This is a genomic window from Arthrobacter sp. P4_F11, from assembly GCF_056401395.1.
The window spans coordinates 152,280-174,987 of record NZ_JBFUJK010000003.1 but is presented as its reverse complement, the minus strand read 5'-3'; the positions used below and the strand labels follow the sequence as shown (position 1 = coordinate 174,987).

General features: G+C 62.9%; 24 protein-coding genes. 5 read left to right on the top strand and 19 right to left on the bottom strand.

The features are described from left to right. Positions 1 to 4: 4 nt before the first annotated feature. The 16 genes from AC1DRO_RS05340 to AC1DRO_RS05265 form a co-directional block, all read right to left on the bottom strand. A complete protein-coding gene (locus AC1DRO_RS05340; protein WP_476950094.1) occupies positions 5 to 1,549 on the bottom strand; it encodes a CpaF family protein in 1,545 nt (514 codons plus the stop codon). Continuing rightward, positions 1,550 to 2,743 carry a CpaE/TadZ family protein gene (locus AC1DRO_RS05335; RefSeq protein ID WP_476950093.1) on the bottom strand — a complete coding sequence of 398 codons (1,194 nt, stop codon included), beginning with the start codon at positions 2,741 to 2,743 and terminating at the stop codon, positions 1,550 to 1,552. Continuing rightward, the gene (gene cpaB, locus AC1DRO_RS05330; protein WP_476950092.1) at positions 2,740 to 3,513 is read right to left on the bottom strand and encodes a Flp pilus assembly protein CpaB; all 774 of its coding nucleotides are present in this window, start codon (positions 3,511 to 3,513) and stop codon (positions 2,740 to 2,742) included. Before cpaB (AC1DRO_RS05330) ends, AC1DRO_RS05335 begins: the two co-directional genes overlap by 4 nt. Positions 3,514 to 3,515: 2 nt before the next feature. Next, complete coding sequence (locus AC1DRO_RS05325) at positions 3,516 to 4,484, bottom strand: pilus assembly protein TadG-related protein (protein WP_476950091.1); 969 nt, start codon at positions 4,482 to 4,484, stop codon at positions 3,516 to 3,518. Further along, positions 4,472 to 4,876 (bottom strand): TadE/TadG family type IV pilus assembly protein, encoded by a 405-nt coding sequence (locus tag AC1DRO_RS05320; RefSeq protein ID WP_476950090.1) that lies wholly within the window; start codon positions 4,874 to 4,876, stop codon positions 4,472 to 4,474. Before AC1DRO_RS05320 ends, AC1DRO_RS05325 begins: the two co-directional genes overlap by 13 nt. Positions 4,877 to 4,965: 89 nt before the next feature. Further along, entirely contained in the window at positions 4,966 to 5,190 is a 225-nt protein-coding gene (locus tag AC1DRO_RS05315) for a Flp family type IVb pilin (RefSeq protein WP_476950089.1), read from the bottom strand. 281 nt (positions 5,191 to 5,471) lie between these two features. Then, on the bottom strand, positions 5,472 to 5,684 hold the full coding sequence (locus AC1DRO_RS05310) for a Flp family type IVb pilin (protein WP_476950088.1): 213 nt from the start codon (positions 5,682 to 5,684) through the stop codon (positions 5,472 to 5,474). 8 nt (positions 5,685 to 5,692) lie between these two features. Beyond that, a complete protein-coding gene (locus AC1DRO_RS05305) occupies positions 5,693 to 6,571 on the bottom strand; it encodes a type II secretion system F family protein (protein ID WP_476950087.1) in 879 nt (292 codons plus the stop codon). A gap of 10 nt (positions 6,572 to 6,581) precedes the next feature. Then, a complete protein-coding gene (locus AC1DRO_RS05300) occupies positions 6,582 to 7,535 on the bottom strand; it encodes a type II secretion system F family protein (RefSeq protein ID WP_476950086.1) in 954 nt (317 codons plus the stop codon). After that, positions 7,532 to 9,001 carry a CpaF family protein gene (locus AC1DRO_RS05295; RefSeq protein WP_476950085.1) on the bottom strand — a complete coding sequence of 490 codons (1,470 nt, stop codon included), beginning with the start codon at positions 8,999 to 9,001 and terminating at the stop codon, positions 7,532 to 7,534. Before AC1DRO_RS05295 ends, AC1DRO_RS05300 begins: the two co-directional genes overlap by 4 nt. After that, positions 8,998 to 10,203: a CpaE/TadZ family protein gene (locus tag AC1DRO_RS05290; RefSeq protein ID WP_476950084.1), complete on the bottom strand. Its 1,206-nt coding sequence runs from the start codon at positions 10,201 to 10,203 to the stop codon at positions 8,998 to 9,000. The genes AC1DRO_RS05295 and AC1DRO_RS05290 overlap by 4 nt, the downstream gene beginning before the upstream one ends. After that, positions 10,200 to 10,988, bottom strand: a complete 789-nt coding sequence (gene cpaB, locus AC1DRO_RS05285) for a Flp pilus assembly protein CpaB (RefSeq protein ID WP_476950083.1) — start codon at positions 10,986 to 10,988, stop codon at positions 10,200 to 10,202. Before cpaB (AC1DRO_RS05285) ends, AC1DRO_RS05290 begins: the two co-directional genes overlap by 4 nt. A 22-nt stretch (positions 10,989 to 11,010) precedes the next feature. After that, complete coding sequence (locus AC1DRO_RS05280; RefSeq protein ID WP_476950082.1) at positions 11,011 to 12,015, bottom strand: pilus assembly protein TadG-related protein; 1,005 nt, start codon at positions 12,013 to 12,015, stop codon at positions 11,011 to 11,013. After that, the gene (locus AC1DRO_RS05275; protein ID WP_476950160.1) at positions 11,997 to 12,368 is read right to left on the bottom strand and encodes a TadE/TadG family type IV pilus assembly protein; all 372 of its coding nucleotides are present in this window, start codon (positions 12,366 to 12,368) and stop codon (positions 11,997 to 11,999) included. The genes AC1DRO_RS05280 and AC1DRO_RS05275 overlap by 19 nt, the downstream gene beginning before the upstream one ends. A 117-nt stretch (positions 12,369 to 12,485) precedes the next feature. Then, entirely contained in the window at positions 12,486 to 12,686 is a 201-nt protein-coding gene (locus AC1DRO_RS05270) for a Flp family type IVb pilin (RefSeq protein WP_476950081.1), read from the bottom strand. 267 nt (positions 12,687 to 12,953) lie between these two features. Further along, entirely contained in the window at positions 12,954 to 13,655 is a 702-nt protein-coding gene (locus AC1DRO_RS05265) for a prepilin peptidase (protein ID WP_476950080.1), read from the bottom strand. Between the two features lie 321 nt (positions 13,656 to 13,976). Between AC1DRO_RS05265 and rplM the strand changes: the two genes are divergently transcribed. The 3 genes from rplM to glmM all read left to right on the top strand — a co-directional run bounded on the left by rplM (position 13,977) and on the right by glmM (position 16,441). Further along, positions 13,977 to 14,420: a 50S ribosomal protein L13 gene (rplM, locus tag AC1DRO_RS05260; RefSeq protein ID WP_015937805.1), complete on the top strand. Its 444-nt coding sequence runs from the start codon at positions 13,977 to 13,979 to the stop codon at positions 14,418 to 14,420. 36 nt (positions 14,421 to 14,456) lie between these two features. Continuing rightward, entirely contained in the window at positions 14,457 to 14,966 is a 510-nt protein-coding gene (gene rpsI, locus AC1DRO_RS05255; protein ID WP_018773707.1) for a 30S ribosomal protein S9, read from the top strand. 113 nt (positions 14,967 to 15,079) lie between these two features. Further along, positions 15,080 to 16,441, top strand: coding sequence for a phosphoglucosamine mutase (gene glmM, locus AC1DRO_RS05250; RefSeq protein ID WP_476950079.1), 1,362 nt, complete (start codon positions 15,080 to 15,082; stop codon positions 16,439 to 16,441). A gap of 46 nt (positions 16,442 to 16,487) precedes the next feature. Here the strand turns inward: glmM and AC1DRO_RS05245 are convergent, their stop codons facing one another. The 3 genes from AC1DRO_RS05245 to coaA form a co-directional block, all read right to left on the bottom strand. Next, positions 16,488 to 17,972 (bottom strand): hypothetical protein, encoded by a 1,485-nt coding sequence (locus tag AC1DRO_RS05245; protein WP_476950078.1) that lies wholly within the window; start codon positions 17,970 to 17,972, stop codon positions 16,488 to 16,490. 408 nt (positions 17,973 to 18,380) lie between these two features. Next, the gene (locus tag AC1DRO_RS05240) at positions 18,381 to 19,313 is read right to left on the bottom strand and encodes a M15 family metallopeptidase (protein ID WP_476950077.1); all 933 of its coding nucleotides are present in this window, start codon (positions 19,311 to 19,313) and stop codon (positions 18,381 to 18,383) included. A gap of 5 nt (positions 19,314 to 19,318) precedes the next feature. After that, positions 19,319 to 20,284, bottom strand: coding sequence for a type I pantothenate kinase (coaA, locus tag AC1DRO_RS05235; protein WP_476950076.1), 966 nt, complete (start codon positions 20,282 to 20,284; stop codon positions 19,319 to 19,321). 145 nt (positions 20,285 to 20,429) lie between these two features. Between coaA and glmS the strand changes: the two genes are divergently transcribed. Together glmS and AC1DRO_RS05225 are read left to right on the top strand one after the other, a co-directional pair. After that, positions 20,430 to 22,322, top strand: coding sequence for a glutamine--fructose-6-phosphate transaminase (isomerizing) (gene glmS, locus AC1DRO_RS05230; protein ID WP_476950075.1), 1,893 nt, complete (start codon positions 20,430 to 20,432; stop codon positions 22,320 to 22,322). A 4-nt stretch (positions 22,323 to 22,326) separates the two neighbouring features. Then, positions 22,327 to 22,674: a holo-ACP synthase gene (locus tag AC1DRO_RS05225; RefSeq protein ID WP_018773713.1), complete on the top strand. Its 348-nt coding sequence runs from the start codon at positions 22,327 to 22,329 to the stop codon at positions 22,672 to 22,674. The last annotated feature ends 34 nt before the right edge of the window (positions 22,675 to 22,708 follow it).

Genomic DNA, 22,708 nt, shown 5'->3' with positions numbered 1-22,708 from the left:
AGTCTCAGTGCCCTCCGCTCGGGGTCAAGGGCGCCCCGAAGACACCTGCCGAAACGTGGATGCCCAGATCTTCAAAGCGGTCAATGAACCGTGGCCGGATCCCGGTAGGGATCGGAGTCCCCAGGAAACGTCCGTGTTGGTCAACGCCGGCGGAATAGTCGAAGATGAAGGCATCCTGGAGGGTGACGATGTCGCCTTCCATGCCCTGGACTTCGGTGACGTGCGTGATGCGGCGGGTACCGTCCCGGAGCCGGGAAATCTGGATGATGAGGTTGACGGCGGAGGCGATCTGTTCGCGGATGGCCCGCAGCGGCAGATCCATGCCGGCCATGAGGACCAGCGTTTCCAGACGGGCGACGGCGTCGCGCGGCGAGTTGGAGTGGACGGTGGAGAGCGAGCCGTCGTGGCCGGTGTTCATGGCCTGGAGCATATCCAGCGATTCGCCGCCGCGGACCTCACCGACCACGATGCGGTCCGGACGCATACGCAGGGAGTTGCGCAGCAGTTCGCGGATGGTGACTTCACCCTTGCCCTCGGTGTTTGGCGGCCGGCTTTCCAGCCGCACCACATGGGCCTGCTGGATCTGGAGTTCAACGGCATCCTCGATGGTCACGATGCGCTCGTTGGCCGGGAGGAAGGAGGAAAGCACGTTGAGGAGAGTCGTCTTGCCTGTGCCCGTACCGCCGGAAACGATGATGTTCAGCTTGGCCTTGACGCAGGCGTCGAGCAGCTCTGCCATCTCCGGAGTGAGCGTGCCGAAGTCGATCAAATTCCGGACCGTCAGCGGCACCTTGCTGAACTTACGGATGGTCAGCGATGAGCCGCCGACGGCGAGCGGGGGAATCACGGCGTTAACTCGAGAGCCGTCTTCCAGCCGCGCGTCAACCAGCGGCGAGGATTCATCGATGCGCCGGCCGACCTTGGACACGATGCGCTCAATGACCTTGCGCAGGTGGTCCTCGGAGCTGAACCTGGACTCGGTGAGCGTCAGCTGGCCCTTGCGCTCTACATAGATCTGGTCCATCCGGTTCACCATGATTTCCGTGACGTCCGGATCGTCCAGGAGCCGCTGCAACGGACCGTACCCGAGTACGTCGTCGGCTACGTCCCGGACCAAACGCGAGCGTTCGTCCGACGTGAGCGGGACTTGCTCCGCATCGATGATGCGGATGAGCTCCTCCCGGGCCGAGCTGCGCAGCTCGCCCTCCGTGATGGCTGAGTCGTTGAAGCGGGCTCCCATCTTTTCGAACAGCGCCGTCGCGGCGCGCTGTTTGATCGCTGCAAAAGCGTCTACGGGCTGGTGGGTCTTGGGATGGAAGCCTTCGGGCTCACCGGACGCGCCGGGTGGCCGCGTCGCCCGGGCGGGCGCCGCCGGCCGTTCGCGGCGTACTGCAGGCACAGAAGTCGGGGCCGGCATACGCGGGGCAGGCACACGGCGTGCAGCCGGGGGAGCCGTTGTGGAAGCAATCGAGACTACGGAGGCGGCGCCTGGGGCGGCTGCAGGCTGAGCCTTGTCTTTTGCCGCCTGAATGCGTTCTGAAAGTTTCAACTAGACCACAACCCGCCGGTGAGTCTTACGTTGGGAATTTGCGCGCCAGGCCGGGCTGAAGCGTTCCACGAGTTGGCTGAGGCCCTTGACGGCAGGATCCTTTCTAGCCTCCTGCAGGACGGGAACGCCACGGTTGGTGGAGAACGCGACGGCGCGGGAGCGCGGGACGCTGACATCCACTGGGGCGCCAAGGGTGGATTCGACGTCCTGGACCGAGAGACCGCACTTGGGATCGGCCATGTTGAGCACCACGTGCCGGCTTTCCGGCATGATGTCTAGCTGGCGTAGAACGTCGAGACCGGAGCGTAGGCCGCGGACGCTGGGGATATCCATAGCGCTCACCCAGACCACGTCGGTGCAGGCCTCCATGGCGGCCAACCCAATTTCCGGTAATCCTGGTGCGGTATCCACCACCACGTATTGGAACTCGTCCGCCAACTGCTCCAACAGGCGCGTGATCTGTTCAGGCGTGATGTAATCGGCCTCAACTGGGCTGACGGGTGCGCAGAGGGCATAGATGCTGGCGGGGTGCACAGTGAGGAAAGCCTTCAATACCAGCGTGTCCTGGCTTGCGGCAGGAGAGACGGCGTCTGTAACTGTGTGCTCCGGATTGAGATAGAGCCCGGAGGCGACGTCGCCGAACTGCAGGTCCAGGTCCACGATCACCACGCTCATGGGCGCAATCTTGCCCAGGCCCACGGCCACATTGGTGGCGATGGTTGTCTTTCCGACTCCGCCTTTCGGGGAGAAAACGCCGATGACCGTGCCCTTGCCGCCGTCCGCGTGCTGAGAGGGCTCCGTCCGGTGACGGTTGGCGAAGGACTGGCAGGCCCGCTCCAAAAGGACCCGCATCTGCGCCGGGTCGGCCGAGGGGCTGAGGATGTCCCGGACGCCTGCCCGCATGGCCTGCAGGATGAAGTCGGGATCAGGCTCACTGACCAGAAGCACCGTCAGGTCAGGCGCCTGAACGTCAAGCACGGTGGCGAGGCGCAATGCCTCGTCGACTGGCACGTCAGGCCCCAGCACGAGAACCTCCGGCCGCTCCTGATTCAGCTGGGCGAATAGGTCGTAGGGCCCGGCGGGCAAAACGTGGGTCAGGAATGTCTGCACGCCGCCCTGCAGCCCGCCCGCAACCGCCTGCCGCAAACGGTTGTCGAAGTCAGCATTAGGTGTGATCAGGACGAAGCGGCTCACTTGTAGACCTCAGGTTTCGTCATGATCCCGGGCTTTCCACTATCTGTGGCGTTGAGCGGTTCCTTGCTCAGCCAGATGCTGGCAAAGTCTTTAAACTCCGAGGCATAGACAATTTTCGTTGCATCGACATCATTGACCGCAACGGTCAGGAGCAATAAACCGGAGGGAAGTGACGTGTCTTCCGCTGGAGCAGAGCCTTCCGCCGACGGTTGGGGGGAAGGAGTAGCAACGGGAGCACGCTGGACGGCGGTGACCAGGACTTTGTGTACAGACAGTTGAGTCGTCTGCTTGTCAGGGGTGGCCTCGATGCCGCCATCCTTCAGGTTTATGAAGATTCCGACGTGGTCGCCTGGTGCGATACGGCCGCCGACAACGCGCTGAGGTTCCAGCTGGAAGGAGACTTCCTGCAGACCGGCCGGGATTTCTACCGACCCTTGGATTTTGAGGTCTTCCGGTTCGACCAAGCGTTCTGTAACAAGCTGCTCGCCGGGAATGAGGTCAACGGCGGCGACCTTCCCTTTGGACTCATCCAGGGACTTGAGGGAGGACGCGGTCACGGCCGCGGCAGGCAGCTGTTTGGTGGCTATCGAAGCGCTCATGGCCTCTACCGGCGTGCCAGCGGGAATCGCCGCCTTCACTACCAGGACACTCACAGGCTCAAGGTCCTTGACAGCCCGCTGGTCCGCGCCCTGAGCGTAGGAAACAACCAGCATGGCGCCAATGAGGGCGAGGACGACCGCTGCTATTCCGGCCAGAAGTCGTGACTTCACAGTTAGGTTGCTCCAATGGTGAGACGAACCACGGAAGTACCGTAGTCGGGGGTGCTGCCGAGTTCGAGGGCTTGAGACAGGGAAACAAACTTGACGAAAGAGCCTCGGAGCGTCTTGTTGGCAAGCTTGTCGGACTTTGGCCATTCTTCATTGGAGAAGTGGTACCCGGTGACGTGAAAGGCGGCAAACCCTTTGACGTAGTACTTGCCGCCTGAGCCTGTTCCGGTGGCGACAGCGTAGAGCGGAAGCAGGATCGTTTGATCTTGGAGGCCGCTAATGTCCGCGGATGAGCAGACGGTCGGGGCACTGGCACCGGTGTCGCTGCTGAACCAGATCCCTGAATCACTCGAAGCGCCGGCGCTCATCTTAACGCTGCATTTGCTGTCGGTTGCATCAGGATCGGTGATCCAACCAAAACCACCAGGGATCCCGCCGCAGCCCCCGGCGTCTATATAGAGGACTTGGACGACAGTGGGGTCCGAGGAAAATTTGCACTCAGCGATTGTCAACGGCACAATCACAGTGCCCTTGGACGGCGTCCCCCACTGGACATTCGAGATGGCCGTGACTTCAGAACTGGGAAAACCCAGTGCGCGCGCGAAAAAGTTCGACACTGAATTGGACGCGCCGCCCGTTTCTTTGGCACCTGTGGTCACCGTGGCCTTGCGGTTCACCTTGTCCAGGCCAATGGACTTCACGTTGCTTTGTCCGTCCACGGCGTTCTTATTTGCGAGATCAGCGGCCAACGCAGAAGTGGAAGAACAGTCCGAATCGTTTACATTCTTGGCACACTTCTGGGCCAGCATCAGGGCGACAGAATCCGAACCGTTCTGCAACTGGGCCCGCTCGGAATAGAGCCGAGCGACGTCAATGGAGATGGCTGCGAAGCCGAGAAGGACCACCATAAGCAGGGCGACGACAACCGCGATTCCGCCGCGTTCCCTGTCGGATTCAGCTGCTATCCGCCGCATTGCATCGTCCCGACGCCTTTCATCGCAAACGGACCGGCGATTCCCGTCATGGTGTTGAGAGTGTAGTCAATGGTCAAAGTGACCTGAACGTTCGCTGCGCAAGCCGTCGGTACCGGTGTAGTGGCAGGGGTCGTTTGATACTTGAAGACGATCTTTTCGTCTTTGATTGCCGGAGTGAGCGCAGAGGCAGCGCTCTGGACCGCTGCTTTGGCGCTGGGCGAGCTGTTGTTGATGGCCATAACGCGCACGCCCTCGCGGGCAGCATTGGATAGCGTGATTTGCACGTTGTAAGCACGGCCAAATTCCATGATGCCGAGTAACAGCATGATCAGGATAGGGGCCAGAATTGCAAACTCGACTGCCGCAGCACCGCGTTCGGATGCCCTCGACATGGTGGCCTCTCATCGAAACTGGTCAGACAGCTCGGCGGCGGCGGGTTTGCCGCCGCCGCCGAACTGAATTTGACTACCTGGGCTACTAATTACGCTGCGCAGGTCTGGGTAGCTGCAACCCAGTTCGGCTTTGTCGAGTCAGTGATTTGGCACTTGACGTCTCCGAACATGTCACCGAGCGTACTGCCGAGGAGGGTCACTGCGGCGATGATGACAACGGCGATGAGGGCGACCATGATGCCGTATTCAACGGCGGTTGCGCCTTTCTCATCGCGGCGGAGACGGACGGCGAGATTGGTGTAGAGAGCAAGCATTGTGGACTCCTGAGCGAGTGTAGGGAAGCTGGTCAGATGCCAGCTCTGCCAGAAAGCTAGCAATGCGATTCGTCAGAAGTTACGCTGCTTGCCACTTCCTGCGACAAGCCTTCTCTAACTGCACAATTCCTGATGATTTCCTGCGCATAATCTGCGCTCGAGCTGCTCCGAGGCTCAGAGGGATGGCACACGAAAGGACCCCCTCGGCTCTGGGGTCCAAGGGGGTCCGGTCCTGGGGCGCAACTTACAAGCTGCACTCTGCCCGTCACGCAGGTTGCTTACTAGGGCAGGCCCAGGGCATTTCTGATTCCGGTGCTGAGTTCCTCGAAATAGAGATTCAGCGCCAATCCGAAGGCCCCCACGCCCCCAACGATGACAATGGCGATGAAGCCTGTCAGGATGCCGTATTCCGTGGCGGTGGCGCCGCGCTCATCCGGGCTGAGCCAGCTGAGGTGCTGGAACCAGGCCCCGAGGCCGCATGAAGGTTTTGCCATTATGGCTCCTAGGAAAACGCGGCCATGATGCCCATGACGGCGGGCCCCATGAGGATGATAAAGAGCGTGGGGAAGATGCAGAAGATCAACGGGAAGAGGATCTTGACGGGTATCTTCATGGCATGCTCCTCGGCGGCCTGGCGACGCTTGGTCCTCAGTTCCTGGGCCTGCGCCTTGAGGACCTTCGCGATCGCGATGCCGTATGTATCGGCCTGGACGACAGCCCGGATGAAGCTCCGGAGGTCAGGCGAATCGACTCGCCCTGCGAACGCCAAGTAGGCGTCCTTCCGGCTGCGCCCCACTTGCATGTCTTGCAGCGTTCTGGTGAATTCGTAGGCGAGCGGGCCGGTGCCGTTGTGCGCACTCCGCGCCATGGCCGCTTCAAAGCCAAGGCCAGCCTGAACTGAGATCAGCATCTGGTCCAAAGCATTCGGCAGCTCAAGGCGGATCGCTTCACGGCGCTTTTCCGCCTTTGTCCGGATCAAAAGATCGGGAACGAAGTAGAGGAAGACGACGAAGGCAAGAGCGATGAGGACGCGCTGCGGAGAGGGCTCCGCCAAGAAGCCCATCAGGCCCAGGCCAGCGCCGGCCAGGGCCAACAGCGGTTTCACCATGAGCAGCCGCGCCACCGGCCAGCCCTTCGGTCGTCCCGCCCCGGCTAGTTGCTTGTCCAGCCAGGCAACGTAGCCAACCGGAGCCAGCTTTTTGCTGAGCCCTGCAAGCTGCCCGCCTATAACGGATCGCCCGGCGGCGGACCCCGCAGATTTGGTCCCGAGGTTAGTTCGGATATTCCGCAGCCCGGTGCGGTCTCCTGTGAATGCCAGCCAGACCATGCCGGAGACGGGGGCAATGATGGCCAACACGGCGGCCATAGCGATGGGTTGCATGTGTTCCTCCTCAGAACTTCGGCTTGATAAGACGGCTGAGCCAGAAAGCCCCGAGGCTGAGCATGACAGCGGAGGCCGCAATCATGAGGTAGCCGGGAAGCGTTGACGAGAACGTCTTCGCGTAGACCGGATTGATGAATTGCAACGCGATAAACAACAGGATCGGCAGGGAGATCAAAACCATGGCAGACACGCGTCCTTCGGCGCTGAGGGCCTTCACTTGGCGTCTGACCTGGTTCCGGTCACGGATAGTCTCACCCACGTGGTCAAGCACTTCGGCCAGATCTCCGCCGACTTCACGGTGGATTTCTATGGCTTGGGCGATCCAACTGAAGTCCTCATTCTTCGTCCGGCTTGAGACATCGAGAAGCGATTCGCCGAGGTCACGGCCGATGCGGGTCTCGTTGACTACGCGGCTCAATTCGTCAGCCATGGGTGCGTCGCTTTCCTGACCGGCAGCGTCCAGCGAACGTAGCAGGCTATGGCCGGCGCGCATGCCGCCAGCGAGCATCCGGAGCGTGTCCGGAACCTGATCATCGAACTTTGCCTGCCGGCGTGAGATGAGCACGTTCAAACTCAATGCGAGTCCAATGGGCGTGGCAAGAATCAGGAGAATCGCGGGAAACGCACCTCCCAGGAGGAATCCGGAGACGCCAGCCAGTACGGTGATGATGCCAGCCACCAGTAGGTAATCCGCGGGTTGCTTTTTGAGGCCCGCACTGTCCAGACGACGCCGGGACAGAATTCCCGAAGGCTGAGGCTGCAGCCTGGCATCGATCACGCCCAGCGTCGCGTCCGTCAGCTTTGTCAGGGTGGAAGGGTGGGCTACGCCGCCGGGCCGGCGACGTTCCGGTGAAATGACGTTGCTCGACTTCAAGATGATCCAGAACACGATCACGAGGGCCATATAGACCAGCGCCAAGCCAAGCACCATGACCGCAGGGGAGGCCTCGTCGGGAATCATCTGACACTACCCAGGTGCGCCCCGAAGACGGCGGGCGAGATTGGAATGCCAAGTTCCACGAACCTGTCGGTGAACCGCGGACGGACACCGGTGGGTATTGGTTTGCCGAGGAACCTGCCATTAGCGTCCACTCCGGCGGAGTAGTCGAAAACAAAGGCGTCCTGGAGGGTGACAATGTCCCCTTCCATGCCCTGCACCTCGGTGATGTGGGTGACCCGCCGGCTACCGTCACGAAGCCTCGTAATGTGGACGATGAGGTTCACCGCGGAGGCGACTTGTTCGCGGATGGCCCGCAGTGGCAGATCCATCCCCGCCATCAACACCAGCGTTTCGAGGCGGGCCACCGCATCCCGGGGGGAGTTCGCGTGCACGGTGGAGATTGACCCGTCATGGCCGGTGTTCATGGCTTGGAGCATGTCCAACGATTCGCCGCCGCGGACCTCGCCGACGACGATCCGGTCCGGCCGCATGCGGAGCGAGTTGCGGACGAGTTCGCGAATGGATACCTCGCCCCGGCCCTCGATGTTCGCCGGCCGACTCTCCAGCCGCACCACATGCTCCTGCTGCAACTGGAGCTCCACGGCGTCCTCGATGGTCACAATGCGGTCTGTCTCCGGGATGAAAGAGGACAGGACATTGAGCAAGGTGGTCTTGCCCGTGCCGGTACCGCCCGAGACGATGATGTTCATTCGCGCCAGGACACAGGCTCGCAGGAGTTCAGCCATTTCCGGGGAGAGGCTGCCGAACTCTATGAGCTTGTTCACAGTGAGGGCTTCGCGGGCAAATTTTCGGATGGTCAGCGAGGGACCATTGACGGCCAGGGGAGGGATGATCGCGTTTACGCGTGAGCCATCGGCAAGCCGCGCGTCGACCAGGGGCGAGGACTCGTCGATCCGTCGGCCGACCCTGGAGACAATCCGTTCAATGACCCGGCGGAGCGCTTCGTCCGAACTGAACTTGGCATCCGTTTTCTGGAGATGGCCATGTTTCTCCACGTAGATGCTGTCATGGCGGTTAACCATGACTTCCGTGACTTCGGGATCGTCGAGGAAACGCTGAATAGGACCGTGGCCCAGTACGTCGTCGATGATTTCGCGGGTCAGCCGCTGCCGTTCAGCCGAGGTAAGCGGGACTTGCTCCGCGTCCACGACCACCTTGAGTTCATCCTTGACCTGCTGGTGTAGCTCGGATTCATCCATCGAGGAGTCCGAGATCCTGGAGCCGAGCCGTTCATAGAGGGCCTGGCTTGCCCGCTCTTTGAGCCCACGGAGGGCCTCACTGGCTATACCGGCGTTGGGACCGACTTCCTCGACCACGAGTGCCGCGCTGGCAGCATCGGCGGCTTTGGCTTCCTGTATTCGGCCAAGGGTCGAAGGGACGCCAGGCTGCAGCAGAGGTTCCGGCGTGGCCGTCTCACCCTCCTGGCTGCCGTGACGCAATTGCTCAAATCTTTTGGTGAGACTCACTGGACTACCGCCCTTCGGTGGAGCTTGCGATGTGTTCGGTCCTGCCAATCCGGCTGGAAACGTTCCACGAGTTGACGAAGGCCTTTCGCTGCCACGTCACGTCGGCCATCCTGAAGGATGGGAACACCCTTGTTGGTGGAAAACGGCAGGGTCCGGGAGCGTGGAATGGCGACGTCAACCGGTACCCCGATTGTTGCCTCCACGTCGGGGACTGAAAGGCCGCTCCTGCCATCCGCCATGTTCAGCACAACATGCCGGCTGTCCGGCATGAGGCCCAGCTCGTTAAGGATGTGGAAGCCCGTGCGGAGCCCGCGGATGCTCGGCACGTCCATGCCGCACACCCAAACGGCATCCGTCGCCTGCTCTAGCGCGGCGAGGACGTGCTCGCCGAGTCCGGGCGCGGTGTCGATGACCACGTACTGGAACTCCTGTCGCAACTGTTTCAGTAGGTTTGTCACGTGTGCGCTGGAAATCTGCTCCATTTCCACGGGATTCCGGGGCCCACACAGTGCATAGATGCTTGCAGGGTGCAGGGTGAGATAGGTCTTGAGCACCATGGAGTCCTGGCTGGCAGCACCCGTAACAGCGTCCGTGATCGTATGTTCCGGGTCCAGCAACAGGCCGCTGGCGACGTCCCCGAACTGCAGGTCCAAGTCGACGATGACGACGCCCATCGGCGCTACCTTTCCCAGCCCAACGGCGATGTTTGTCGCGATGGTGGTCTTGCCTACACCGCCCTTCGGTGACATGACGGCGATGACTCGGCCGCCGGAACCGCCGACTGCAGACTCTGCGGTACTTGGATTCAGCCCCCTCCGGCGGCCCGCCGCGGCCAGGCTGGAACGTTCGACCATCGCCCGGACGCCGTTGGTGTCAGTCGCGGGCGAAAGGATATCCCTCACACCCGAGCGCATCGCGGCCAGGACAAGCTCTGGTGTCTGCTCCGCGGCCAACAGCACGCTGATCTCCGGATACTGCAGGTCCAGGACCGCGGCGTGCTTTAGGGTTTCGTCCAGATCCAGACCCGGGCCTAGGATGAGGACTTCCGGCGGCTCTCCCAGCAGTTTGCTGAGGAATTCATCCGGGCCGTCTGGGAGGTGATCTGCCTGGAACCACTGCAGGCTGCCACTCATGCCGGCCGTGGCGGAGCGGACCTTTCGTTCGAATTCTACGTTGGGCGTGATCAGTACGAAGCGGCTCATTGGAAGACCCTGATGCGTTCCATGACGCCGGTCTTCTGCGACGTCGAGCTTGCCGATTCCTTGCTCAGGTAAACTTTTCCGAACTCGATGGCGTGGACGATCTTTTCCACGTCAATCGAGGGCCGGGCCAGGGTGACCAAGTATCCACCGGTTGCCTGCGCGGCACTTGACTTGGCGCTTAGGGCCCCGTCGGAGGAATTGTCTGTCGTCGTTGTCGCCGACGGCTCCTGCGCTACGGCGCCCGAGGAGTTCTGGACTGCCGTCACGAGCACCTTGTGGAACACCAGCTGAGACTGGTCGGGGACGTTCAGCTTGTCGTTCGCCGCATAGGACAGAATCACACCGACGGTGTCTCCGGCCTTCAAACTGCCCCCGACGATTCTGTCGAGGGTCAACTTGACCGTGACTTCCTGCAGACCGCTGGGAACCGGTGCCCGGCCCGGGCCGAGCAACTGTGCCGGCTCCACCATGCGGGTGGCCAAGAGTTGTTCGCCGGGGACTAGCCCTACGGCGGAGACCTTCTGGCCGAGCTCAGCCAAAGTCGTGACGCTGTCACTTGCCACGGCTGACTTAGGTACAGATTTCTTGACCACCGAATCGCCGAAGTTTGCCGCGGCGGTTCCGGCTGCAATTTCTTTTTGGACCACATAGACCTCAGAGGTCTCGGTGTTTGCCAGGGCGCGCCGATCGGCGCCCTGGACGTAGGACACAAGCAGAACTGTCCCGATTATGGCCACAACGAGTGCGGCGATGCCTCCCAGTAGGCGAGCTTTCAATTCTTCCACCCCTTTAGAAATGAATCAGTTGCTATTTGATGAGACCCAGAACTTTGATGTTTCCGGTAGGGGTGGACGAGCCACCCGTGAATATGCTTGGATCGCCGAAATATCCGACAAACGTCCCGTAGAGGCCTTTTTGGCTCGTGGTAAAAACGTTAGTGGGATCATAGGAGTTGCCAGGAAACTTCCAGCCCTGAACTTCGAAACCCGCCCACTTCTCGATCATGTACTGCACGTTGCTGCCGGTGCAGGGCGAGAACATGTTCTTGCAGGTGTATTTGTAGACTGGAATTGCGACCGTCTGTCCGACGAGGGCGCTATTGAACATTGCGTCGCAGCCGGTTGGCATGGCGGCGCCCGCGCTCGTCATGCTCCACTGACCAACTTCTGCGGTCACCACGCAACCGGTACCTGAGTCCGGTTTCAGCCAGGCGAAACCACCCGGGATGATCTGATTGGAGGGGTTCAAACCGTTGCAGTCCACAGCTCCCGCACCGCCACCCTGTGTCAGGATTTTGTGGGGGAGCCCGTCATCGATGAATTCGCACGGTGCAAAGGTCAGCGGAAGAATGCTGCGTCCGCGCGTCGGGTAGAGCCATTTCGCCGTAGCCTGTGCCCCGACGCCGACGTCGGGCGTGTTGAGGGCGTTGGCGAACAGCTTGCTGAGGAAGCCTGAGCCGTTGGAACCGTTGACGGTGGAGGTGCTGACTGTCACCTGGCCGGCAACGCTGAGGTCTACAAAACGGACCCTGGAGACTCCGTCCTTGGAATTTTGGTTGGCCAGCAAAGCGGCGACGGCATTCGCGTCGCTCTGGGCGCAGCCTCCCGTTTCGGAACAGATCTGGGCGCCGGCCAGGGCTCCTGCGTCGGCTGCGTTTTGAAGTTCCGCGCGTTCTGCATAGATTTGCCCGACATCCACGGCAATGGCGCCGACGCCGATAAGAACGAGCATCATCACGGCCACGAGAACGCCGACGGCGCCTTTTTCGTTGTCCGCGGCCCGCCGATCTTCAGTTACGGCAAACGTTCGCATCGCATGGCTCCTTGTCCGGTCACAGTTACGGTTGGGCCGAAGAAACCCGTGAGGGCCGGCCTGCTGAAATTCACAGTGGCCGTGACAGTGGAGCCCGGTGTGCAGGCCCCAGCGAATGTGAAGTTTCCCGGGGCAATGGCGACACCCGGTGCTCCAGCGACCCCCTGGGCCGCTGCCCGACCAGCATCGCAGCTGACCGCCATTTCGCGGGCCGCTTCACGGGCCGCCTGGGTCACCGAAATTTGAAGGTTGTAGAAACTCGAGAACTCCACGATCGCCACAACGATCGCCAGTAGGAGTGGCGCGACAAGGGCGAATTCGACGGCTACGGCGCCGCGCTCCCGCCGCGTCATGACTTTGCTGCGTTTCACAGTTTCCCCCCCGAGGGATGTGAAGCTGGATTTAGTGAAAGGTGCCGCGCCCGCGGTGGGCGGACGCGGCACCTGTTGAGACCCGGCCAAGAGAGTGAGTTACCAGCCGTTGACGGTTCCGGCGAGACCCCGGAAGAAGTTGTCCAGGGCTGTGCCGAAGATGCCGACGCCACCGACGAGAATGAGGGCGATGAGGCCGACCAGCAGGCCGTATTCCGTCGCGGTCGCGCCCTTTTCAGATTCAAGCTTGTCCTTGACGCCGGCAACAAAAGCGAGCATTGAGACCATGAGACCAGTCATTTTAGGTTTTCCTTTTCCAGAGATTGAGTAATGAACGAATTCCAGTAAATCCCCGAATGCTTATTGGCTGGAGCTTCGTTGGGACAACATTTGCACGGGCGCAAACGGCACGGCAATGAGGTTCGATACTCGACTTTTTGGTAGGAATTTATGGGTTCCACTCGCCCACAAAAGGGGTGTACTCAGTTTCTAGGTAGCGAAAGCGGCCGATTACTTGGTTTGATCAGCCGGCTTACTTAAAACCCGCACGTGGCGGGGGGCTGCTACCTAGGGGAGAAGCAGGATGACAGCAAGGCCGGCCGCCAGCATCGAGGGCCCGTAGGCCACTTCCTTAGGCTTGTTTCCGCGGTTTTTCAGTACTACGACTACGGAGGCGACGCCCCCTGCGACAAATCCCAGGGCCCCACCGTAGAACAAGTGGGACCAGCCTAGGTAGCCCAAGTACAGCCCAAGTGGTGCTGCGAGCTTCACGTCGCCCATACCGAGGCCGTTTCGGCTGGTCAGGGCAAGGAAAAGGTACAAAACGAACAAAATTGAGGCGCCGGCTCCCCCCCGGAGCAGGTTACCTGCCTCGCCGGACACTCCTGCGGCTGCCCCGAGGAGCACAATTCCGGCCGCCAAGAGAGGCAGGACCATCCGGTTGGGCAGCAGATGGTGCAGCAGGTCGATCCGCGCCAGCTGGACGCCGGCCACCGCCAGCAGGATGTACGCAGGCAACTCAGGAGAGGGGCCGAAGCGCCACGCCAGCAGGGCGGACAGCGCAAAGGTAGCTGCCGCCGTCGTAAGTCTCATGCTTACTGTCATGGGTCCGCCCAGGCGGGGGAGCGTGCGCCGGATGAGGGCTTCGGCCAACAGGGACAGGCATGCGCCCGCGAGAGCAACGCCAGCTATGAAGAGGACCCCGCTGAACGATCCGGCCGGCTGCGCCAGCAGCAGGGAGATGGTGCCGGCGGCGGCGGGATCGGACACGGTTCCTCCAAGGGATGCGACGGGCCGGCACGGGGCTGTCTGACGAGACGGAGAGCAGACAGGATGCATCCGGACACCCCATTTTGACCCAACAGGCCGCCGTCGGCTATTCTTGGTAGTCGTTGTGCGTGTCCTATCTCGATGGTGCGTGCCCGCTTGAGAATCCGGTTGCAGGATAGCTACTCAACGTGCACATTCGAGACCTCAGGATGACTGGTTACATGGAGCCCTCACCTCTGTTCCGGTAGCGCATAGATAGTAGGTGCACCGTAAGAGTGACGCCTAAAACAAGAACGCCAGAACAAGAACGAGGCAAACACCGTGCGTACGTATACCCCGAAGCCCGGCGATATCAACCGCCAGTGGCACGTCATTGACGCCACCGACGTTGTCCTTGGTCGTCTCGCGAGCCAGACCGCAATCCTGCTGCGCGGCAAGCACAAGGCCACCTTCGCGTCCCACATGGACATGGGCGACTTCGTCATCATCATCAACGCTGAAAAGGTTGCCCTCACCGGCGCCAAGCTGGAGCAGAAGCGCGCATACCGCCACTCCGGCTACCCGGGCGGCCTGACCTCCGTCAACTACGCGGAGCTGCTTGAGTCCAACCCGGTTCGCGCCGTGGAGAAGGCTATCAAGGGCATGCTCCCGAAGAACTCCCTCGCTGCACAGCAGCTGGGCAAGCTGAAGGTGTACCGCGGTGCAGAGCACCCCCACGCCGCCCAGCAGCCCAAGACTTTCGAAATCACCCAGGTCGCCCAGTAGTCCTGGCCACCAACCAACTTTTTATCAAGGAGAATCGTGGCTCAGAACGAAGAACTGACCACCGAAGCCGTTGAGGCTGAGGAAAACCTGACCAGCTACACCTCGGAGAGCGGTGCTGCGGAAGCAGCTGCGCCGAAGAAGGAACGCCCGGCACTGACCGTTGCCGGCGCTGCAGTTGGCCGTCGTAAGGAAGCTGTTGCACGCGTTCGCGTTGTGCCCGGCTCCGGCAAGTGGACCATCAACGGCCGCGAGCTGGCGAACTACTTCCCGAACAAGCTGCACCAGCAGGACGTCAACGAGCCCTTCAAGATCCTCGATCTTGACGGCGCCTACGACGTCATCGCCCGCATCCACGGTGGCGGAATCTCGGGCCAGGCCGGTGCCCTGCGCCTCGGCATCGCCCGTTCACTGAACGAGATCGACACCGAGAACAACCGCGCCACCCTGAAGAAGGCCGGTTACCTGCGCCGCGACGCTCGAGTGATCGAGCGCAAGAAGGCCGGTCTCAAGAAGGCCCGCAAGGCTCAGCAGTACTCCAAGCGCTAATCCCGCTTCCAAGCGCTTCTGGCGTTTGCCCGAAAGCCCGTTCCGCCACTCGGCGGGGCGGGCTTTCGCCGTTAAAGCGGGACTTGCCCGGGCCATCGACTAAGCTTGGGTCGATGTCTAGATTATTTGGAACCGATGGAGTCCGGGGTTTGGCGAACGGGCTGCTGACCGCCGAGCTCGCGTTGCAGCTGGCTCAGGCTGCGGCCGTCGTACTTGGCCATGACCGCAATACGACCGGGAAGCGGCCGATCGCCGTGGTTGCACGCGACCCCCGGGCAAGTGGCGAGTTCATCGCGGCCGCCGTGGAGGCCGGCCTCTCAAGCTCGGGAATCGACGTCTACGACGCCGGCGTGCTCCCCACTCCGGCTGCGGCCTACCTCGTGGCGGACCTCGATGCAGACTTCGGCGTCATGATCTCCGCCTCCCACAACCCCGCGCCGGACAACGGCATTAAGTTCTTCGCCCGTGGCGGCCAGAAGCTGCCCGACGACGTCGAGGACGCCATTGAAGCGCAGCTCGGCAAGGACCCCTTCCGGCCCGTCGGCGCTGAGGTGGGTCGGATACAGCGCTTCTCCGACGCCGAGGACCGCTACATCGTGCACCTGCTCGGCACGCTTCCGCACCGCCTGGACGGGCTGAAAGTGGTGCTCGACTGCGCCCACGGCGCAGCCAGCGGCTGTTCCCCGCAGGTGTTCAAGGACGCCGGCGCCAACGTGGTCGTCATTGGCGCCGAACCGGACGGACTCAACATCAACGAAGGCGTCGGCTCCACCCACCTTGGCCCGCTCAAGCGCGCCGTCCTGGAGCACGGGGCGGACCTCGGTATTGCCCACGACGGCGATGCCGACCGTTGCCTTGCCGTGGACCACGAAGGCAACGAGGTCGATGGTGACCAGATCATGGCCATCTTGGCCGTCGCTCTCAAGGCCTCCGGAAAGCTCAGGGACGATGTCCTTGTGGCCACCGTCATGAGCAACCTCGGCCTGAAGCTCGCCCTGCGCGACGCCGGGATCAGCCTGCGTGAGACCGGCGTGGGGGATCGCTACGTCCTCGAGGAAATGCGCAACGGCGGCTTCAGCCTCGGCGGCGAGCAGTCCGGGCACGTAATTTTTGCCGACCACGCTACCACCGGCGACGGCGTACTGACCGGCCTGCAGATTGCAGCCCAGGTGGCCCTCACCGGGCGTCCGCTCAAGGAACTGTCCACGGTGATGACCAAGCTGCCCCAGGTCCTCATCAACGTCAAGGGCGTGGACCGTGCCCGGGTCAAGGGCGATGCTGTGGTGGCGCAGGCCGTATCCGTTGCCGAAACCGAACTCGGCGACACCGGACGCGTCCTGCTGCGCCCCTCGGGCACCGAGCCGGTGGTGCGCGTGATGGTGGAGGCCGCAGACCACGAGACCGCTCAGGGCGTCGCTGAGCGGCTGGCTCAAGTGGTCCGGACCGAACTGGCACTGGAGCTCGTCCCCGAGTAGTCCGCCCGTTCGATCACCTTTCGCGGCTGTAGTCCGGGGAGGGCCGTTAGCGCAGGAATATGTTGAGGATGAACGGACCGGTGGCGCTAAATAAAGCGACTGCTAGGATCCCGCGTGCAATTTGTCCCTTCCTGCTTAGGAGATACGTAGCGCTGGCGGACGCTTGGGGGCGCTGCTGCCAGTCCGCCGACATTTGAAATTCCGGACCTCCCAAGCTCGCCGTTTGCAGACCCTGGACCGAAGCCAAAGTTGCTTCCAGTGGCTTCGCTTCGAGGAAAGTTCGCGAAGTCCAGGCTACCTTTGCCTGTTCCAGCGGGAAGGCCAGTTGGATGTCTGCTCCTTCATGGCTCACGATGAGGACCACCCGCTGACCCGGTCCGAAGAACCTTTTCCGCCCCCTGGCTGGCGGTTCGGGGACAATTTCCCGGACGGTCTGCCACGGAAAAACAGCAACGACACCCGGTGAAGCCCCTCCGCCGATCAGCAGGGCACCGTCGCTGCTGAAGCAGAGCGAGAAGAACCGAGGCAGGCCAGCGGTCCCTGACCGTTGAAACAGTCCCGGGCGGAGGGCACGCAAAGCCTTGAGGAAGGCCTCGTCCCGTCTTCCCTGCAACACGGTGAACCGGCTCAGTTCGCGGGCCATGAGAAAGAATCCGCTGGCGCGGAGGTCCAGCCACGAAGAGACTCCCATTGCAAGCAGCACCCCACAGGCCAACTCTGCAAGGACAAATACCGTAAGTCCTTTCCACGCAGAGGGTGCAGAGCCGGCCAGTAGTTCGCGGATCAGCGGTTGTGCCAGCCACAGCGAGATGGCAAGGACGGCAAACGGAAAGGCGACCCAGCTCACCGCCCGCAGCCGGCGGACGATGAGGTCGGATTCCCGACGCGTAATGTGTTTCTCGAAGGCGTCATTGACGGTGGCGGGATTGCGTGCAGTGGGCGGGACAGTGACTACGAAACTTCCCATCGCGCCGTCGTCGAGGTCTGATAGATCGGGCCGGCGCCCCTGGTGGCTGTCCGAGGGTCCACTGCCGGCGTCTCCCGCTTGAGAATTTTCAGCTTCAAGGTCCGCCAGGGTTCCGGCCACGGCGGCAACATCTACTCTGTCGAGCTCCGCCCGAAGCTTCTCCGGGTCCAGATCGGCCGGTGATATCCCATACTTGGCCAATCGTCCGTTGGCGGCCAGGGCAGCGATCTTGGCAGGGGAGGGGTCTGTCTTCAAGATCCAGCGGGCGAAGGCGGCGGTCATGCAGTGGCAGTCGTCCTTGGCATCCGCCCAGGCGTCCAGTCCTGCATAACCCATTTGGGGCGTGATGTGTGCCGATGTTTGGCTGAACTGCAACTCTGCCAAAGACACTGAAATGTGCAGTAGTGAAACTATGCCGCGGGCACCGTATCGGGCGACACCGTGCTCCGCCAGGCTGTCTTCGGAGCTAAGGCCCAGGATGGCCTTGACGCCGTCAAAGCACCGGTGAAACATGGTGTTGCCATGAGCCAGCCGGACGTCCCGGAACATCAGCAGGTCCAGCAAGGACGCATCGATGGCGTGAGCCGGGCGCGGAGAGCTGTACGGGCGAGGGGTCTGAGAACACACGTGGACGAGGAACCTGGCGACGCCTGGTTCCTCGTCTTGGTTCCGGCCCTGGAGTCCCCCGGTTGCAAGGCTGTCCGGCCATGCGAGGTCCTTTTCTAGGGACCGGAGGGTGCGGAGCCTGAGCTGCGGCAGGAACTCGAGCGCAACGCCGAGTTCCGTTGCGAGCTCAGCGTCGGGGCCACTCCTGCCCAGCCGCTCATCGGCATACGCCAGTGCAGCAATACGGCCCACAATGGCTGCGATTTCGTTGCGCACGCTGCCGTCCCCGGTATCCCCCATGCGGACAATGTACACGGCATACACGCCCTGAGCTGGAAGGTCCAAGGGGCACCTCGGGGGCCGCCCTTACAGGTACGCCGGGGCGGCCTCCAGGCCGAAGTACTCTTCCAGCGTGCCGATCCCGCGCGCGGACATGTCCTTGGCCGCCTCGGTGCCGATGAAGCGCAGATGCCATGGCTCGTAGAAATAGCCGGTGATTTTGTGCAGCATCCACGGGTAGCGGACCACGAAGCCGAAGCGGTGGGCGTTCGTCTTGGCCCAGATCGCCGCAGGCCGGTCCTTGAACTGTGGGGTAAACGCGTCTGCGCCGCTTCCGTCGCCAATGTCGAACGCCCAGCCCGTCTGGTGCTCGGAGTGGCCCGGCCGGGCGGAAGCGGTGTCGGCCTCGGCCCGTCCCCGGGAATTCACGTAACCGCCGTAGGTAGCCGTCTGCGTCGCGAACGAACGGTAACCGCTGGCCAGGGTAATGATGACGCCCTCCGCTGCTGCCGCCGCGAACATCTTCTCCGCCGCGGCCGCCGTCGTACTGTTCAGCAGTGCCGCCTCGCCCGAGGTAGCCAGCCGCACGGCCGGCCGGACCAGATCCGGCGGCACAAAGGTGGCGGGGGAGAGCGGCCGGTGCTTGTTGACAATCACCCACGGGCTGGTGGGGTCCGTGAGTGAATGTTGCGGTCCTGGCGCCGTGGCCGATGGAGGGGATGCCGCGGCCGCCGGCGGGACAGCCGACGACGTCGCGGGCGTCGGAGTCGCCGGCGGGGTGCTTGCCGGCGAACCCGACGGCGCGGCAACGGCGCTCGGCGTCCCACCGTCCATGCCCGGTGTCAGGCCGGGAGTCGACCCTGGCGTGCCGGACGGCGTATAGGACTGGGCCGGGGTGCAGGCGGACAGGGCCGCCAGACCGGTGCCCGCCAGCAGGAGGCGGTTGAAGGCCCGGCGGCTCGGCGATTCCGGGCCGGCCTCTTGCCGTCCCGCTGTCCCGTCCGCGTCGTCGTAGCACATCTGTGCTAGACCTTCCTCAGTAGCATCCGGCGGATGGAGTGGTCCGCGTCCTTGGTCAGGACCAGCTGCGCGCGGCCCCGGGTCGGGAGGACGTTTTCCTCGAGGTTAGGCTCGTTGATGCGCTTCCAGATCTCACGGGCGGTCTGTTCGGCCTCGGCATCGGAGAGTGTTGCGTAACGGTGGAAGTACGATTCCGGTTGGGCGAAGGCCGTGGTGCGAAGTTTGCGGAACCGGTCCACGTACCACTCCTCGATATACGAGGTCTTCGCGTCCACGTAGATGGAGAAATCGAAGAAGTCGCTCAGGGCCAGGCCCTGTCTGCCGTCCTGCCGCGGCCGGGCCGGAGCCAGGACGTTCAGTCCCTCGACTATCAGCACATCCGGGCGGCGCACCACCACTTCCTTGCCGGGGACGATGTCATAGGTGACATGGGAATACCAGGGGGCCCGGACCTCCTCGGCGCCGCCCTTGATCTCGCTTACGAAGCGCAGCAGGGCGCGGCGGTCGTAGGATTCCGGAAAACCCTTGCGCTCGAGCAATTGCCGGCGCTTGAGCTCGGCGAGCGGGTAGAGGAATCCGTCCGTGGTGATGAGCTCCACGTTGGGGGTGCCGGGCCAGCGCCGGAGCATTTCGCGCAGGACGCGGGCGATGGTGGACTTGCCTACGGCCACCGACCCGGCCACGCCGATCACGAACGGCGTGCGCTGGGTCCTTTCACCGAGGAAGGTGGTGGTGGCCGCGTGAAGCTGGCCCGCCGCTTCGACATAGAGGTGCAGGAGCCGGGACAGCGGCAGGTAGACCTCGCGCACTTCCTTGATGTCGAGGGGGTCCCCGAGGCCGCGAAGGCGGAACACGTCCTCTTCATTGAGGGGCTGCTCCATCTGGGCAGCGAGCCGGGACCAGGTCTGCCGGTCCAGCTCCACGAACGGGGAGACACCTTCCCCGTTCGCTTCATTGCGTTGCAAAGTCACCCTAGAGATTCTGCCCTTCACAACGCCGAGAGCGAAATGGACTGGCCGGTGGGAGCCGGGGCAGGCACTTCACAGCCCCGCGCAGGGGCCTTCACGCCCCGCCGCCACACGTCCTCCCTCCCGGAAACCCGCTAGGCTTATGACCATGTGTGGAATCGTTGGATATGTGGGCCACTCAGATGGCCGGGTAAATGCTGGACACAATGCCTTGGACGTTGTCCTTGAGGGATTGCGGCGCCTGGAGTACCGGGGCTACGACTCCGCGGGTATTGCGGTGGTTGCCGACGGCACCATTTCTTCCCGGAAGAAGTCGGGCAAACTCAGCAACCTCATTGCGGAGCTGGACACCCGTCCGCTGCCGGCATCCCTCACGGGAATCGGCCACACGCGCTGGGCCACGCACGGCGGCCCGACGGACCAGAACGCGCACCCGCACCTGTCCGACGGCGGTAAGCTGGCCCTGATCCACAACGGCATCATCGAGAACTTCGCCGAGCTCAAGCTGGAACTCGTGGGCAAGGGGGTCACCTTCGAGTCCGAGACCGACACTGAAGTGGCGGCCGCCCTGCTCGGGGACATCTACCGGAACCAGCTCGGCGGTGACGCAAGCAACGGTGGCCTCACCCTGGCCATGCAGCTTGCCTGCCAGCGGCTCGAAGGAGCTTTCACGCTCCTCGCCGTTCACGCCGACCAGCCTGACGTAGTGGTCGCGGCCCGCCGGAACTCCCCGCTCGTCGTCGGCCTCGGCGAGGGCGAGAACTTCCTCGGCTCCGACGTCTCCGGCTTCATCGACTACACGCGGCGCGCTGTCGAACTTGGCCAGGACCAGATCGTCACCATCACCGCCGACTCGGTGGAAATCACGGACTTTTACGGCGCCCCCGCCGAGGGCAAGGAATACCACGTCAACTGGGACCCTGCCTCCGCGGAGAAGGGCGGCTTCCCGTCCTTCATGGAAAAGGAAATCCACGACCAGCCGGACGCCGTGCTCCAGACTCTGCTGGGCCGCTCCGACATCCACGGCAAGCTGACTCTTGATGAGCTCCGCGTTGATCCGCAGCTGCTCAAGAACGTCAACAAGATCATCGTCCTCGCGTGTGGCACCTCCGCCTACGCCGGGCAGGTTGCCAAATACGCCATTGAGCACTGGTGCCGGATCCCCACCGAAGTCGAACTCTCGCACGAATTCCGCTACCGGGATCCGATCGTGGACGAGAACACGCTGATTGTCTCCATCTCCCAGTCCGGCGAGACCATGGACACCCTCATGGCGGTCCGCTACGCCAAGGAACAGGGCGCCAAGACGGTCTCCATCTGCAACACCAACGGCTCCACCATCCCGCGAGAATCGGACGCCGTGCTCTACACGCACGCCGGACCGGAGATTGCCGTGGCCTCGACCAAGGCGTTCCTGGCTCAGATCACGGCCGCCTACCTGCTGGGCCTTTATTTGGCACAGCTGCGCGGCAATAAGTTCCAGGGCGAAATCAAGGACATCCTGGCCGACCTGGGCAAGATTCCCACCAAGATCCAGCACATCCTCGACAACGAGGCGCAGATCAAGGAGCTCGGCGTCTCCATGGCCGAGGCCAAGTCCGTGCTGTTCCTGGGTCGCCACGTCGGCTTCCCGGTGGCGATGGAGGGCGCGCTGAAACTCAAGGAGCTCGCGTACATCCACGCCGAGGGGTTTGCCGCCGGCGAGCTCAAGCACGGCCCGATCGCCCTGATCGAGGAAGGCCAGCCCGTCTTCGTGGTGGTCCCGTCCCCGCGCGGCCGCGACTCGCTGCACTCCAAGGTGGTCTCCAACATCCAGGAAGTCCGCGCCCGCGGCGCCCGGACGATCGTGATCGCGGAAGAGGGGGATGAAGCGGTGAAGGCCTACGCCGAGCACGTCTTCTACATCCCGGAGACCCCCACGCTCCTGGCGCCGCTGCTCGCAACGGTTCCGCTGCAGATCTTCGCCCTCGCACTCGCCTCGGCCAAGGGTTACGACGTGGACCAGCCACGCAACCTGGCCAAGAGCGTGACCGTAGAATAACGCCATGATTGTTGGCATAGGCGTTGACGTCGTAGACATTGAGCGGTTCGGGCGCCAGCTCGAGCGCACCCCCGGGCTGCGCGACAGGCTGTTCGTCCCCGCCGAGCGGGAACTGAACACGCGGTCGCTCGCCGCGCGGTTTGCCGCGAAGGAGGCCGTGGCCAAGGTGCTGGGGGCGCCGGCTGGCATGAACTGGCAGGACTGCTGGATTGGGCTGGACCAGAACGGCCCCACCGTCCAGGTCAAAGGCACCGTACTGGCCGTGGCGGAGTCCAAGGGCGTCAAGCGCTGGCACTTGTCCATGAGCCACGACGGCGGGATCGCCACGGCGACGGTTGTCGCCGAAGGCTGAGACGGCCGTCCAGGCAGAACCGGCCCCAGCGCCA

What these genes read in the sequence shown, in the direction of transcription:
- glmS (WP_476950075.1), top strand. Translation starts at nt 20,430, where the DNA reads ATGTGTGGAATCGTTGGATATGTGGGCCACTCAGATGGCCGGGTAAAT.
- AC1DRO_RS05315 (WP_476950089.1), bottom strand. Translation starts at nt 5,190, where the DNA reads ATGCTTGCTCTCTACACCAATCTCGCCGTCCGTCTCCGCCGCGATGAG.
- AC1DRO_RS05325 (WP_476950091.1), bottom strand. Translation starts at nt 4,484, where the DNA reads ATGCGGCGGATAGCAGCTGAATCCGACAGGGAACGCGGCGGAATCGCG.
- AC1DRO_RS05290 (WP_476950084.1), bottom strand. Translation starts at nt 10,203, where the DNA reads ATGAGCCGCTTCGTACTGATCACGCCCAACGTAGAATTCGAACGAAAG.
- AC1DRO_RS05310 (WP_476950088.1), bottom strand. Translation starts at nt 5,684, where the DNA reads ATGGCAAAACCTTCATGCGGCCTCGGGGCCTGGTTCCAGCACCTCAGC.
- AC1DRO_RS05225 (WP_018773713.1), top strand. Translation starts at nt 22,327, where the DNA reads ATGATTGTTGGCATAGGCGTTGACGTCGTAGACATTGAGCGGTTCGGG.
- AC1DRO_RS05280 (WP_476950082.1), bottom strand. Translation starts at nt 12,015, where the DNA reads ATGCGAACGTTTGCCGTAACTGAAGATCGGCGGGCCGCGGACAACGAA.
- AC1DRO_RS05305 (WP_476950087.1), bottom strand. Translation starts at nt 6,571, where the DNA reads ATGCAACCCATCGCTATGGCCGCCGTGTTGGCCATCATTGCCCCCGTC.
- AC1DRO_RS05275 (WP_476950160.1), bottom strand. Translation starts at nt 12,368, where the DNA reads ATGACGCGGCGGGAGCGCGGCGCCGTAGCCGTCGAATTCGCCCTTGTC.
- AC1DRO_RS05240 (WP_476950077.1), bottom strand. Translation starts at nt 19,313, where the DNA reads ATGTGCTACGACGACGCGGACGGGACAGCGGGACGGCAAGAGGCCGGC.
- glmM (WP_476950079.1), top strand. Translation starts at nt 15,080, where the DNA reads ATGTCTAGATTATTTGGAACCGATGGAGTCCGGGGTTTGGCGAACGGG.
- AC1DRO_RS05320 (WP_476950090.1), bottom strand. Translation starts at nt 4,876, where the DNA reads ATGTCGAGGGCATCCGAACGCGGTGCTGCGGCAGTCGAGTTTGCAATT.
- AC1DRO_RS05300 (WP_476950086.1), bottom strand. Translation starts at nt 7,535, where the DNA reads ATGATTCCCGACGAGGCCTCCCCTGCGGTCATGGTGCTTGGCTTGGCG.
- AC1DRO_RS05270 (WP_476950081.1), bottom strand. Translation starts at nt 12,686, where the DNA reads ATGACTGGTCTCATGGTCTCAATGCTCGCTTTTGTTGCCGGCGTCAAG.